Here is a 14,317-nt window from a genome sequence, read left to right as displayed (position 1 = left end):
TGTTAGGTTTGTCATAGTCATTAAGTAAACTTTACTAAATCAAATAATCTAGTTTTTTATCAAATAAACTCTTTCTGGCCTGCCAATCGTTCCATACGCTAAATCCGCTAATACTTTTCCTTCAGATACTAGATATTCTAAATATCTCCGGGCAGTAGTACGACTAACGCCAATTTCCAGTCCTATATTCTCAGCAGTCATCCCGTTATGAACTTCATTTATCACAAATAACACCTTATCTAAAGTAAGTTTATCAATGCCTTTAGGGTATATACTTTGTTCTTCAATCACCGAATTATTTTTACCGATTAGACCGTCTATTTCTTCCTGAGTTAGATACGCACTTTTTGATTGTAGGCTTTGCACTTTATTTGAATAATTTACATAACGAATTAAAGACTTTTTAAAACGATCAAAAATAACTGGCTTAATAATAAAATCAAATACACCATAATGTAAGGCCTTATTAACTGAATCGATTTCTTTAGATGCTGTAATCATAATAACATCTGCCAAAATTGAATTTTTCTTCATCCATTGTAAAAAATCTAAGCCATTCATATCCGGAAAATAAACATCTAGTAATACTAGCTGCGGTTTTAGAATCTCAATTAAATCAACTGCTTCTTGGTAATTTGTCGCAATACCAATTACACTAAACCCATCTATTCTTTCAATAAATCGCTGATGAATTTCTGCAATTCTACTATCATCTTCAACTATTAACACTTCTATTAAATTCTTTTTCATCGTATCTGTTACTCTCCTTTTGGCGTTTCGGAATGGCAACAATAAATGTAGTTCCCCCATGTTCGTTTGAATGAAAAGTAATTTGTCCGTTTAATTTATGGAGCAATCTCTGGACTAGATGAAGTCCGATCCCTGAGTTTTTAGATTGCTCCTTAGTAGAAATACCATATTCAAAAATCTCATCGATTAATTCCTCAGGGATACCATTTGCATTATCCTCAATTTCAATCACTAAATCTTCACCTAAATCAGTAAGAAATAGTGAAACAAGCTTTTCTGATTTATTTGTTTCTAATACTGCATCGAATGCGTTATTTAATAGATTTCCGATTATCGTTATTAAGTCTTCCCTATTTATTTCTTTTGGGACATCTGCAAAACTACTATTATAATCAATGTTAAAGTCTACTTTTAACTCATTAGCTAAACTTATTTTGCCTAAAAGAAGTCCTGCAACCACTGGGTCTGAAATTTCTTCCATAATAAAATGGATAATATTTTGAGTTATATTTGATTCCTTTGAAATTAATTCAATCGCTTCTTGATAGGATTCAAGCTGTATTAAGCCTAAAATTGTATGCAACTTATTCGAATATTCATGTGCCTGAGCTCTAAGGCCTTCTGAATATGCTTTTATTTGCGATAGTTCATTTAGCAATTTATTCAATTCTGATTTTTCCCTAAAGGTTGTGACTGCTCCAACAATTTTAGAATTCACTCCAATTATCGGTATACAATTAATAATCATTACTTTTTCATTTATTAAAAACTCTAAATCATAAATTGGCTTACCAGTTTCAACTACTTTCTTCAGATGCGAATTATGCAATATATCTTCTATTTTCAATCCTCTAAGCTTTATATTATTAGGAATAGAAAGGACTTTATGAGCATTTTCATTTACTACCGTAATCTCTCCGTATTCATCAATTGCAATAATCCCTTCATGAATCGATTCCAAAATTGCGTGTTTCTCTTTGTACATCCTTCCAATTTCTTTCGGCTCCAATCCGAAGATCGATTTTTTTATATTAAATGAGATTAAAAAAGCTACACCTATTCCAAGAAGTAATATGACAATACTATTTTTTATTAGTTTTTTACTAAACGTTTGTGCCTCATGATCAATATCTTTTATTAAGTAACCTACAGAAACAACTCCAATTACGTTACCATTATCATCAAAAATAGGAGTTTTTCCTCTTAAAGAAGGGCCAAGTGTACCAGTTGATTCTGATACGATTTCCTTTCCCTTAAATACTTTATCATTATCTCCTCCAACCATTTTCTTCCCAATTAGGAATGGGTTTGGATGTGAATAGCGTACTTCATTTATATTTCCAACAACGATAAACTCCGCTCCAACTTTCTTTCGAATTTGTTCAACGATTGGCTGAATGATTCCTGATGGATTTTCACTTGAAAATGCTTCACGAACTTCTGGCATATTTGCCACAGTTTGAGAAATAGCTAAGGCCTTTAATCCCTTTTCATGTTTAAGGTTTTTTAGAAACATTTCTTGAGATACTATTTCAAAAACACTACTAATAACTAAAATGAGAACAGAAATAAAGATGATTAACTTATAATGTAAACGCATAAAATTTCTCCTTATATTTTTATAATAATCAAAAAACTCCTTTAATAAAAGGAGTTTTGTTAGAATATTTTAAGCTTCTACATTAATAACTACTTCTTTACCCTTCAATTTAATAATAATTGGAATGAGGATCCAAAGTACTCCAATTATTAAAAATACTAATGAAATAGGATGAGTAAAGAAAATACTATAATCACCATTTGATACAGTTAAAGCTCTTCTTAAATTATTCTCAATCATTGGACCTAAAACGATACCTAATACTAGTGGTGCGATTGGAAAATCATTTTTAGAAAGGAAATATCCAAAAATACCACATGCTATTAATAGAAGTAAATCATTTACTGATACTTGTACGGCATAAACACCAAATATTGAAATGGCTACAATAAGTGGCAATAAGTATTTCTTTGGCGTTTGAATAATTTTTGCAAATATTTTCACTAGAGGCATGTTTAAGATAATAAGCATTACGTTACCAATAAACATACTTGCAATTAATCCCCATGCAACATCAGGATGTTCATCGAAAAGCAGTGGTCCCGGTTGTATGTTATACATCATTAAAGCACCCATTAGGATTGCTGTTGTTCCTGAACTTGGGATCCCTAAAGTTAATAAAGGAATCATCGCTCCGCCAGACGCGGCATTATTTGCTGACTCAGGAGAAGCAACCCCAGCAATTGTACCAGTTCCAAACTTTTCTGGCGTTTTACTGACTTTCTTTTCTAAAATATAAGCAAAAAATGAAGCTAAAATAGCACCCGCTCCCGGTAATAAACCGACGAAAAATCCTAAAACAGAGCCCCTAGCGATCGGAGCAACACTTTCTTTTAATTCCTCTTTAGATGGTAATAAATTATTAATCTTTGCCATCTCGCCATCTTCAACTTCATTTTCAATAATTGTTTTAAATACTTCCCCTAGCGCAAATAATCCTACCGCTACTGTTAAAAATTCTAGCCCTTGATATAGCCATGGAATGTCATATGTAAAACGAGAAACTCCTGATACAGAATCAATTCCAATTGTAGCTAGTAGTAGTCCAAAGATCGTCATAATTAATGCTTTTGTTACTGACTTTCCTGCTAGTCCACTTACAGCACATAAACCAAGAAGCATTAATGAAAAATATTCAGCTGGACCGAACTTTATTGCTAATGCCGATAATGGTTTTGCTAATACGATCAGTGCAATAAGAGTAAAAATACCTGCCACAAATGAACCTATTGCTGCAATTGACAAAGCACTTCCTGCTCTACCTTTTTTAGCCATTTGATAACCATCTAAGGTTGTCACTACCGATGAAGATTCACCTGGAGTATTTAATAAAATTGATGTAGTAGAACCACCATACATAGCACCATAATATACACCAGCTAATAATATAATTGCACTGCCCGCTGCTTGCTCAGGTCCTAAAAAACCAGTTACCGAAGCAGTAACAGGTATTAGTAAAGCGACCCCACTCATTGGCCCGATACCAGGTAATACCCCTACTGCTGTACCAATTAATACGCCGGCAAAGGCGAACAATAAGTTGTACCATGTAAATGCAGTTTCAAATCCCTGCATTAAATATTGAAAAGTACTCAAGTTAATAACTCTCCCTTCTTTTTTCTAAAACCAAATTGACCAAACCGGTAACGTGCCTTTTAAAACATCGACAAAAATAAAATAAATAATAAGTGAATAACCTAATGAAATCGAAAGTGATTTTATCCAGTTTCCTCGCTCCATTGTTTGGATTGCTACAATTAGGAATAAAAACGAACTAATAATAAAACCGATTTTCTCAAGTAAAAGTGCGTAAAGAATTGCTGAAGCTAGGATGATAAAAAATTGCTTATAATTATATTGAACTGCTTCCTGCTCTTTTCCCTTATAAGAAAATGTTTCGTAAAATAACCTACAGCTTAATAAAGAAAGCGCACAGCCAAGTATAAATGGAAAAACGTTCGGACCAACTACACTTCCATAAGCAGTAGCTGCTATACTCCGACTTTCTAAAATAAAAGTAATACCTGTAATAAGAAAAATGATTGCTGCTAATCGATCAAATTTTTTATTCATAATCTCACCTCTTTAGTTCAGTAATGGAAAAGAAGGAGTGTGATCCCCCTTCTTTATTTCAATTATTTATTCATTCCTAATGCTTTTAATAAATCTTGAACTTGTGTTTCTTGTTCTGATAAAAACGAATTAAATTCTTTACCATCTTTATATTCTGGCTGCCAGCCTTGCTTTTCTACTTCTTCTTTCCATTCTTTTGTTTCAACTAATTTTGAAATTGTTTTCTCCCAATATGTGTATGCATCCTTAGACATTTTCTCTGGTCCAAAAATCCCACGCCAAATGATAAACTCAGCATCAATGCCTTGTTCTTTAGCTGTTGGAAACTTAGACAAAACATCTCCTTGTAAACGTTCAGGTGATGTTACTGCTAAAACTTTAACTTTACCTGATTTAACAAACTCAAGCGTACTAGAGACATCAGTCGAAATGACATCCGCATTATTACCTAATAATGCTGTTATTGCCTCTGAACCACCATCATACGATACATACTTAATTTTCGTAGGATCAATACCGTATTTATAAGCAGGTAAAATTCCGACTAAATGATCCATTGACCCTGGAGCAGAACCCCCAGCTAAAGTAATATTCTTCGGATTCTTTTTAATATCATCTAAAAGTGATTTTAAATCTTTATACTTAGAATCAGCCTTTACAACGATTGCACCATAATCCTTTGTTAGCTGTGCTAATGGAGTACTATTTTTATAGCCATAAGGACTATTTCCTTCTTTTTTCAAGTTGTTAATAATAATAGGTGGTGAGTTTACAAATAATTTTTCATTATTAGCTTTATCTTGAGTAGCATACTCGGCCATGAATACCGTACCGCCACCACCTGGCTTATTTTCAACCGTCATAGGTTCTTTAACAAGTTTTGTTTCACTTAATACTTTAGTAAACGATCTAGCTGTTAAATCCCATCCGCCGCCTGCTCCTGATGGTGCTACAACCGAAATTGCCTTATTAGGATAAGTTGAGTTATTGCTTCCCGTTGTTACACTACTACTTTTACATGCTGCAAGACTCACAGTAATTAAAGAAGTCATTACAAACAAACCAGTCTTTTTAAATTTCACCTATAGTTCCTCCCTTTTTTGGAAACGCTTTCTAATACAAGTATTATAGTTTAATAATTCTGAAAAAAGTTTTTATGAACGTTAAAGACGTAAAGTCCATTAAAACCATTTTGTTCATAAAAACCACGATAAAGAAAACTTTCCGATTGGTGAGCCTTTAGGTGGAAACAGAGGCGTAGTTTGGATTTTGTAATTTACTTACTCATACGGGATCATGAGGAACTATTTACGCTGGATTTCGTATATTACTTCCTCATAACGGGGTCATGAGGAACTATTTACGCTGGATTTTGTAATTTACTTACTCATAACCTGCTCATGAATATGTAAAAAAACAAGAAGACAAAAAGATCATACTCATGAAAAGCTATAACCGAAATTAACCAATAGACTAATTGAATAACTCATTTTTCGGTGCAGTCTATAAAAACAAAAAAAAGAATACGAGTCTGAATTTATATCAGACTCGTATTCTTTTATCTTACTTATGAATCCAAACAGCACCAGCTGAATTATCTTTTGCTTCTCCAATTACTTGGAATTTTAAGCCGTAGTTAGGTACTTTTCTTCCTGCATCTGGAATTAAAGTATTTTGGTAACTATTTGAATCATTGAATTCTGTTACACCAGATAGTCCATCATAGTCAAAGATTCCACGAGATGGTGAATTAATATAGAATTCAGGTGATTTGTCGTAACTAAAAGCAGCGTCAGCTACTTGGTAACGTGTACTTTGTGATACAGATGGTTTACCATTTAATGTACCAACCATAGCTTCTGGATGAGCATCTACAACACCTAAGAAACCTTCACCAGGGTGAACACCTGTCCAGTTATCTGTGTAGCTATCATCACCATACCATACTACTAAACCAGTATTATACTTAACCCCACGAGCATATTCTAATGCTTTATCAGAGCCAGCATAGTTTCTCCACTCTAAGTAGTAGTAGTGATCTTTAAAATCAGTACCATTTGATACAGTTGCTTTGTCTAATGTAAATGCTGGAGTTCCTTCCGCACCATCAGTAAATTTAACTGCACCGTCAACAGTTAATTTTGCTTCGTCGAAAGCAAATCCTTCAGGAGCTAGTCCACCATCAGTTACATATTCAAATTGAACTTTTACATTTTTGCCTTTGTATGCAGATAAGTCATAAACTTTATCTACCCAAAGTCCTTTAGATGTTTCAAGTCCACCTGCAGTATTTTCATCACCAATCGTATCAATTGTTGCAAGTTTAGCACCTGTTGCAGCATCTAATACATTTACATACAGATAGTCATAATTGTATTCAACTTCATAGTTTGCTTTTACAGCGAAGCTTGCATTTGTAGCTGCTGTTAAATTAAATACTGGTGAAGTCATCGTAGTATGAAGGTTATCACCTTTTGTACTAAAGTAATACTTAGCACCAAATTGAGGTTGAATTTTACTTTTTACTTCTTTCTTTGGTAAGTTAACTTTTACCACACCTGGGTTATTTGATTTAGTAACACTTTGATCGATAATAGCAGCAATACCTTTTTCATCAATATCCTTATAGTCTACTTCAGTCATATTTGCCCAGTTTCCACCATAAGTTTTTTGGAAGTACTCTTTGTTTTGTGGTGAGAAACTTGTAGGTGTTGTACCTGCGATTGCACCGTTCCAACTACCACCACTCATGATTGACCAAGAAGCAACTGGTTCACCATTTCCAGTGTACCCGGTATCGTACTCATCTGGTAATCCTAAATCATGACCGAATTCATGAGCGAATACACCAACTGCTCCATCTTCTGGCTCAATTGTGTAATCATATGCAGCCATCAATCCGTTCCAATTTGTAGATTTTGATTTTGTTCCGGAGAAAGTAGTTACTCCATTTAAAGTCCAACGATGTGACCAGATCGCTTTATCTCCTAATTTACCGCCACCAGCTTCTTGACCAGTTCCAGCATGAAGAACCATTAAGTGATCCACTAATCCGTCAGGCTCATTAATATTTCCATCGCCATCAAGGTCATAAATATCTAGATCATCAAAATCAGCTAAATTAATACCTGAATTAATTGCAGCACGTAGTGATTCTTTAACTAGATCACGAGGACCTTTTGGTGCTAAGTTATCATGTCCACCAGTTGGGCTATCATCGCCATAATCAGCTGCATTACCAGCAACTGTTAACCAGTTTGTAACTGTACCCTTAACAGTATAGCTCCCACCAGATTGCTCTTCATAAAATTGTTTAAAAGTTTTTACTTTAGAGCCATCGTGTAAAGTAAATTCTTTATCTCCGAAAAGCATGTCTTCGTAATGTTTTTTGCTGAAATCATCAGAGTACATGTACCCATTTTGTTTATCAATATTGTTATGTTTGAAATCAGCGAATTCAGTTAAAATTACTAATACCTTATCTTCACGAACTCCGCCGTTATAGCTAGCCTGTTTAGCAGAATCAACTTTTACTACACCAGTTGGTTTGCCTTTTTTATAGTTTTCGTGTCCTTTATTTAATTGTGATAAAAGTTGAGCTTTTCGTTTTTCTAATGTTGCTCTTTGTTTATCAGCAATTTCTGACTGAGATTGTGCTTGTACTTTCTCTTTATATTCACCTTGTTTTTCTTTTATGTATGCTTGTACTTTTTCTTTAGCTACTTCAGCACTATCAGAATCTTTGATCACGCCTCTGTCTCTTAAAGCCTTTTCTAATCTTTCTTCATCCACTACGTTTAAATCTAAATAAGGACTTTCTACTAACTGCTTACTTTCACTTTCAGTAGGAATTGCTGCTTTTGAAGTAACTCCAGTTGAAAAAATGGACATACTTAATGCTGCAGCAAGTGATACACTCGATAATACCTTCCAGTATGATGGTCTTGCCATAAATCTACACCCCTTTTCAGAATCTTCCAACAAATTAAATAGTACTAGCTTAAGGGGCATTGTACAATGAGTAATTATGAATAATTTCTAATGATTTACTTAATCTATTTAATCCATTTTTAATGTTTTTTTAACATTAGGAATAGGTACATATTCTTATTTCAGTGACAAGAAAATACATTTTCTCTTTTTATTAATCAAATTTCGAGGAGTTTATTATGAATTCGACAATTAAAAAAGATTTCTTTTTAAAACCAACTTTACAATTAGCAAAGGAGCTATTGGGCTGTATCTTAGTTCATCGTACTGATGAATTGGAACTTTCTGGAATGATCGTAGAGACCGAGGCATATATGGGCCCAGATGATCGTGCTGCACATAGTTTTCAAAACCGACGTACGAAACGGACAGAAATTATGTTTCATGAGCCAGGATTCATCTATACTTATCAAATGCACACTCATACCTTAATAAATGTTGTTTGCGGGGAAGTTGGCATTCCTAATGCAATATTAATTAGAGCACTAGAACCTGTAGACGGGATTGAAAAAATGATCGAATTTCGAAAAAATCAACCCATTTCTAATTTAACGAATGGACCAGGTAAGCTTACAAAAGCATTGAATATTACGATGGAATCTTATGGAAAACCAATTTGGCTCCCTCCCGTTTACATCAAAGAAGGAATTAAACCAGAACATATTAGTAGTGGACCTAGAATCGGTATTGAAAATACCGGTGAAGCGCGGGACTATCCATGGAGATTTTGGATTACGGAAAATAAATTTGTTTCAAGATAATAAAAAATACCCAGGCTGTTGACGAATTCTCGCTTTCAAACAGTCTGGGTATTCTTAATTTCGGAACCTATTTTAAACATCATTCATCAGATGAAGAAACTGCATTTTTTATTTGCTCTTCCAATTCCAAACGATATTCTAAAATTTGGTACTTATTCCAGCTTAATCTATTCGCCATATAACGAATCACTTCGTCTTTATACTTATTAACTAGATCAATTTGAAAATATAAAAATCCAGTTCTCCTAATAAAAAAGTCGACTGGCTTTACAATCATTTCGTTTTGAATTCCATATTCTAATTGTAAAAATAATGATAGTGGTAGATTAGAATCATTTTTCAATTCACTAAATGATATATTCATTAAATGTTCTATATTCGATCCGTATATTTTACTTAATCTTTTATATTCCGATTCATTTAATCCAATTGCAATACCAGCAGATGAAAATCGTTTTTTAAAATAATTAAAACCTTTTGATCCCCCAACATCGCCACCGGATATTGGTAAAGTTTTAGTCTGACATTCTTTAAATCTATTTTCTTTATCTTTTGTAATAAGGTCTACAATTGTCTCTGCCATTTTCCGGTAGCCTGTTAACTTTCCCCCAGCTATTGAAATTAACCCAGAGGATGATTCCCAAATCTCATCCTTTCTTGAGATTTCAGAAGGATCCTTACCTTCTTCCAAAATTAAAGGACGAATGCCAGCCCAACTTGATTCAACGTCAGTATCTTCCAGCTTTATTGTTGGAAACATATACTGAACGCAATTTAATATATATTCCCTATCATCATTACTTACTTTTGGATTAGCGGTATCTCGATCAAAAAAAGTATCTGTTGTACCAATATAAGTCTTTCCATCTCTTGGAATGGCAAAGACCATCCGACCGTCCACCGTATCAAAATAGACAGACTGATTTAAAGGAAACTTTTTATGATCAATTACTAAATGAACCCCTTTTGTTAGTCTAAGATTTTTATCACTTTCTAATCGTTCCATTTCCCTAAGTTGGTCAACCCATGGTCCGGTTGCGTTAACAATCCTCTTTGCCCGAATTGTAAAAGGTACTTTCGATATTAAATCGATTGCTTTGACTCCTACTATTCTATTATTTTCATAGATGAAATCTGTCACTTTTACATAATTGATTGCCTGTGCTCCGTGTTCAACTGCTTTTTTTATAACTTCTATTGTAAGGCGAGCATCATCGGTTCGATATTCAACGTAATATCCTCCAGCTTTAAGCCCCTCTCTTTTAATTAATGGCTCCTTTTCGATCGTTTCTTTTCGATTTAACATTTTCTTTCGTTCATCTTTTTTTACACCAGCTAGGTAGTCATATAATCTAAGGCCAATAGAAGTAGTAAACTTACCAAAAGTCCCACCCTTATATATGGGAAGTAGCATTCTTTCAGGTGTAGTCACATGTGGACCAATTTCATAAACAATTGCACGTTCTTTGCCAACCTCTGCTACCATTTTAAATTCATACTGTTTTAAATATCGTAAACCACCATGAACTAGCTTAGTAGAACGACTAGATGTACCCGATGCAAAATCCTGCATCTCAACTAGGGCCGTACTCATCCCTCTAGTAGTAGCATCAAGTGCAATACCACAACCTGTTATTCCTCCACCAATCACTAATAAATCGAACTCTTTTTCAGCTAATGTTTTCTTAATCCTTTTCCTATTTAAACTTGAAAATTGTTCGTCCATTGTAAAACCTCACTTCAACAAATTTTCTAGTTGTCATAAAAAAGCGACACAAAAAAAATCAATTTAAAATGAAAAAGGACCGCTACAATTACATCTGCATGTAGAAAGGTCCTAGAGTTTCGAATTAAAAAATAGTTAAGCCGTTTACTTATTTAAATGCTAAAGTTGCATGAACTGCTTTTTTCCAGCCTGAATATAGCTCATTACTTAATTCAGTTGTCATTTGTTGTTCCAAGCATCGATCCATTTGCCATTGTCCGGCTATTTCTTCTCGGTTTTTCCAAAATCCGACTGCTAAGCCAGCTAAATAAGCTGCACCTAAGGCTGTTGTTTCATTTATTAAAGGCCGCTCGACAGGTACATTTAAAATATCACTTTGAAATTGCTTCAGCCCTCTAAACAGGTCAAGGAAAAATAGGAACTAGATTTTTATATAATCTTTGTCTTAATTTCTGTGAATAAATTGTGTTGATTTCCACTACAAGAATCGCTTTCCACGGGGCGCGACTTAAGCCTCCTCGTTCCTGCAGGGTCTCAGGCTTCCCGCATTTCCAATAAAAATTATACTTATATTCACTTAAATAAATATTCTATTTAACATATAATGATTCCTTTCTTACTACAAATAGCTTAATTTCATTTATTAAGGACAGCTTTTTCTTGATTATTTCTTCCCTATCCAAATAAAAAAACCTACTAATATCATAGTAGATTTTCTTACTTAGTATAAAATTCTTCATTAAATCTATTTTATAATTAATTTATTGTAGTTTAACGTTATTTCTTAGGAAATAATGTCGGAAATATACTTTATCTTCTTGGGGAAATCACCAAATGACTTTCTTAAGTGGCTACGATAGCTTGGCATTTAACTGTTTTTTGAAGAGGTCATAATTGGTAAAGATACTTCAAAACTAGTCCCTTCTCCTTTTTCACTTTGAACTTTGATTTTCCCACCATGTTCTTCAACAATCCATTTTGCAATTGATAAGCCAAGTCCAATTCCATTTTTGGATGTACGTGAAACATCCTCCTGGAAGAAACGGTCAAATATTCGAGGAAGGTTTTCTTCTTTAATTCCGACTCCGCTATCTATAACCTTAATTAGAAAGTTATTTTTCACCTGTTTACAGCTAATTTGAATCGTATCATTTTCGTTTGTAAATTTCATTGCATTATCAATTAAAATCACAAGTAATTGGTGAATTCTTTCTTGATCACCAAAATAAAAATACGTATCTTTAATTGATAAAAATATTTCTTTACTTTGAAATGAAATGATTTCAGTGAAGTGTGAAACAACTTCTTCTAGCAATTCATTTAAGGAGAATATTTTTTTATTTAATTGTATTTGCCCTGAATCTGATCTAGCTAAGGTTAATAAGCTTGCTACTAGTTTGGAAAGTCGCCTATTTTCTTTTAACATAATTGAAAAGTCTTGTGCCTTTTCTTCGATTGTTGCATCTGGCTCTCTGAGCAATAACTCCAAACGAGACTGAATTACAGTTAAAGGTGTTCGAATTTCATGAGAAGCATCTGATACGAACTCTTGTTGTTTTTGCCACGCATTTGTTATTGGTACTAAGGCACGTCCAGCCAAAATATACCCTGCTACAACTGATAATGCACTTCCCAAAATCCAACCAACGATTAATATGATTAATAATGTATCAACTAAATCCTTTTCCGAGTCGATATTACGTAATATTTGCAGTGTAATTTTCCCTCGATTTGTTTCACCTTGAATTGAGATCGTTCGATAATTCATATCACCGATTTTATCATTATAAATTTCGTTTATTTTTGTAGGATACTTAAGTTCATCTTGTAAAATAATCGCATTCATACCAGGCATGGGATTTACTAATTTTTTATTTTCATCCCACATGATCATTAAAACGCGTGGATCTCGATTTGAAATTGGTAAACGGTTTGGATTATCACTATTTTGTATACGATTAATATTCCATAAAAGTGATTGATCAACTTCTTTATATAAACGATTATTTGTATATGAATAAATAATTAATGAAAGGATTCCTATTATTAAGATAAATACTACTGAATTTATAATCGTTAATCGAATTTTGGTTTTCTTAAACATCTCTTCACCTAGTCATCTTTCATAATATATCCGATTCCTCTGACAGTCTTAATCATACTACCATAATTAAATGGTTCTAGTTTTTTTCGGAGCTGATGTACATATACTTCAACGATTGCAACAGTAGTATCAGAATCAAATCCCCAAATTCTATCAAAAATTTGTTCTTTCATTAAAATCTTACCTTGGTTTTGAATGAAGTATTCTAGTAACTCATATTGTTTAATTGTTAAATGAATCGATTCATTATTTATTTCAACAGGATGCTCTTTTCCTTTTAAAATAATTCCTTGATACTTCAATGAACTATCAATTGTTAATTTACCACTTCTTCTAAGTAAAGCGTAGATTCTTGCTAGTAACTCTGGCCCTTGAAATGGTTTTACTAAATAATCGTCCGCTCCTAAGTTTAATCCTTCAACACGATCTTCTAGTGAATCTTTGGCAGTTAGAAAAAGAACTGGTGTATGTACCCCTACTTTTCTCAAATCCTTAACAATTTCAAAACCATTTTTCTCAGGCAGCATTACATCTAATACAATCACATCATATATGTTTTGCATCGCTAAGAAAAAGCCTTCTTCCCCTTCTAACGCCTTATCTACTTTAAAATCATTTGATAATAATTCAACGATTGAATTTAAAACTTCTATATGATCCTCTACAACTAAAATTCTCACTTTTTTGCCTCCATTAGACTAAAAAAAAGCGTTCATCGTATAACAACGCTCCCCTTTATATATTCAAATCGTACTGCTTGAATTGGTCTCATATTTGAAGTTCTACAGGGTCTCTAAAAAAATCACCCCAACTAATAGAGAAAATGTAATGATAATAATTGAATACAGTTTTATTACGCTTACACTTATCATACCACCAAATAAGCTAAGTACGAATGATTCGATTAAAAATTGTAATTGTATATCTGTTTCTTGTTCATGTTTACCGATTATAGCTTGTAAGTTTTATCATCCTTAATATGTGCAATAACTCTGGCTTTTCCTTAATTGCTGCTACCTGATGATCCTCCTGGTTGTTGATTGAAATAACCTCCGCCACCATTTTGTGGGAAGCCTCCTCCATTTCGGAAGTTTCTCATCATTTCCGTTCGATTATTATTTTTATAACTTAAATAACCAACTCCAATTAACGTAAAAATGCCAATTACTAAATTGATAACTAATAAAATAGAAATGACTTTAGGCGAAAACGCACCCGTAGTTGAACGGTTCTTCAAATTCGCTTTTTGTTTTTTTTCTACTAAATTTGATTCTAAATCTTCCATCACTAATCCCACTCCTTTATATTGTTTA

The 14,317-nt window shown here is 33.4% G+C and carries 11 protein-coding genes and 1 pseudogene; 1 reads left to right on the top strand and 11 read right to left on the bottom strand.

Annotation, left to right across the window (positions count from 1 at the left end):
- Positions 1-48 precede the first annotated feature (48 nt).
- From COE53_RS08560 to COE53_RS08535, 6 genes are all read right to left on the bottom strand, one after another.
- A complete protein-coding gene (locus COE53_RS08560; protein WP_091023808.1) occupies positions 49-750 on the bottom strand; it encodes a response regulator in 702 nt (233 codons plus the stop codon).
- Positions 716-2,350 (bottom strand): ATP-binding protein, encoded by a 1,635-nt coding sequence (locus COE53_RS08555; RefSeq protein WP_091023809.1) that lies wholly within the window; start codon positions 2,348-2,350, stop codon positions 716-718. Before COE53_RS08555 ends, COE53_RS08560 begins: the two co-directional genes overlap by 35 nt.
- 69 nt (positions 2,351-2,419) lie before the next feature.
- Positions 2,420-3,925 carry a tripartite tricarboxylate transporter permease gene (locus COE53_RS08550; protein ID WP_420488132.1) on the bottom strand — a complete coding sequence of 502 codons (1,506 nt, stop codon included), beginning with the start codon at positions 3,923-3,925 and terminating at the stop codon, positions 2,420-2,422.
- 45 nt (positions 3,926-3,970) lie between these two features.
- Positions 3,971-4,423, bottom strand: coding sequence for a tripartite tricarboxylate transporter TctB family protein (locus COE53_RS08545; RefSeq protein WP_069032832.1), 453 nt, complete (start codon positions 4,421-4,423; stop codon positions 3,971-3,973).
- Between the two features lie 62 nt (positions 4,424-4,485).
- Positions 4,486-5,505 (bottom strand): Bug family tripartite tricarboxylate transporter substrate binding protein, encoded by a 1,020-nt coding sequence (locus tag COE53_RS08540; protein WP_483295426.1) that lies wholly within the window; start codon positions 5,503-5,505, stop codon positions 4,486-4,488.
- A gap of 481 nt (positions 5,506-5,986) precedes the next feature.
- Positions 5,987-8,374 (bottom strand): immune inhibitor A domain-containing protein, encoded by a 2,388-nt coding sequence (locus tag COE53_RS08535; RefSeq protein ID WP_069032831.1) that lies wholly within the window; start codon positions 8,372-8,374, stop codon positions 5,987-5,989.
- Positions 8,375-8,592: 218 nt separating this feature from the next.
- Here COE53_RS08535 and COE53_RS08530 point away from each other — a divergent pair, with 218 nt between their 5' ends.
- The gene (locus COE53_RS08530) at positions 8,593-9,174 is read left to right on the top strand and encodes a DNA-3-methyladenine glycosylase (RefSeq protein WP_091023811.1); all 582 of its coding nucleotides are present in this window, start codon (positions 8,593-8,595) and stop codon (positions 9,172-9,174) included.
- Between the two features lie 79 nt (positions 9,175-9,253).
- On the opposite strand, the gene COE53_RS08525 is transcribed toward COE53_RS08530, so the two are convergent.
- From COE53_RS08525 to COE53_RS08505, 5 genes and pseudogenes are all read right to left on the bottom strand, one after another.
- The gene (locus COE53_RS08525; RefSeq protein ID WP_091023812.1) at positions 9,254-10,900 is read right to left on the bottom strand and encodes a glycerol-3-phosphate dehydrogenase/oxidase; all 1,647 of its coding nucleotides are present in this window, start codon (positions 10,898-10,900) and stop codon (positions 9,254-9,256) included.
- A 148-nt stretch (positions 10,901-11,048) separates the two neighbouring features.
- Positions 11,049-11,291: pseudogene (locus tag COE53_RS08520) on the bottom strand (glycerol kinase); the annotation flags it as partial.
- Positions 11,292-11,768: 477 nt separating this feature from the next.
- Entirely contained in the window at positions 11,769-13,004 is a 1,236-nt protein-coding gene (locus COE53_RS08515) for a sensor histidine kinase (protein WP_069032828.1), read from the bottom strand.
- An 8-nt stretch (positions 13,005-13,012) separates the two neighbouring features.
- Positions 13,013-13,684 (bottom strand): response regulator transcription factor, encoded by a 672-nt coding sequence (locus tag COE53_RS08510; RefSeq protein WP_091023813.1) that lies wholly within the window; start codon positions 13,682-13,684, stop codon positions 13,013-13,015.
- A 323-nt stretch (positions 13,685-14,007) separates the two neighbouring features.
- Positions 14,008-14,289 (bottom strand): hypothetical protein, encoded by a 282-nt coding sequence (locus COE53_RS08505; RefSeq protein ID WP_091023814.1) that lies wholly within the window; start codon positions 14,287-14,289, stop codon positions 14,008-14,010.
- Positions 14,290-14,317: the final 28 nt, after the last annotated feature.

The sequence above is a fragment of the Bacillus sp. AFS029533 genome, from assembly GCF_002585125.1.
Lineage (GTDB): Bacteria > Bacillota > Bacilli > Bacillales > Bacillaceae_G > Gottfriedia > Gottfriedia luciferensis_B.
Note: the sequence above shows the minus strand (reverse complement) of the source record. Positions and strands in the feature narration are given on the sequence as shown.

Excerpts from the sequence above, each read along its gene's own strand:
- COE53_RS08545 (WP_069032832.1), bottom strand. The coding sequence starts at position 4,423 with ATGAATAAAAAATTTGATCGATTAGCAGCAATCATTTTTCTTATTACA.
- COE53_RS08505 (WP_091023814.1), bottom strand. The coding sequence starts at position 14,289 with ATGGAAGATTTAGAATCAAATTTAGTAGAAAAAAAACAAAAAGCGAAT.
- COE53_RS08525 (WP_091023812.1), bottom strand. The coding sequence starts at position 10,900 with ATGGACGAACAATTTTCAAGTTTAAATAGGAAAAGGATTAAGAAAACA.
- COE53_RS08515 (WP_069032828.1), bottom strand. The coding sequence starts at position 13,004 with ATGTTTAAGAAAACCAAAATTCGATTAACGATTATAAATTCAGTAGTA.
- COE53_RS08555 (WP_091023809.1), bottom strand. The coding sequence starts at position 2,350 with ATGCGTTTACATTATAAGTTAATCATCTTTATTTCTGTTCTCATTTTA.
- COE53_RS08530 (WP_091023811.1), top strand. The coding sequence starts at position 8,593 with ATGAATTCGACAATTAAAAAAGATTTCTTTTTAAAACCAACTTTACAA.
- COE53_RS08535 (WP_069032831.1), bottom strand. The coding sequence starts at position 8,374 with ATGGCAAGACCATCATACTGGAAGGTATTATCGAGTGTATCACTTGCT.
- COE53_RS08550 (WP_420488132.1), bottom strand. The coding sequence starts at position 3,925 with ATGCAGGGATTTGAAACTGCATTTACATGGTACAACTTATTGTTCGCC.
- COE53_RS08560 (WP_091023808.1), bottom strand. The coding sequence starts at position 750 with ATGAAAAAGAATTTAATAGAAGTGTTAATAGTTGAAGATGATAGTAGA.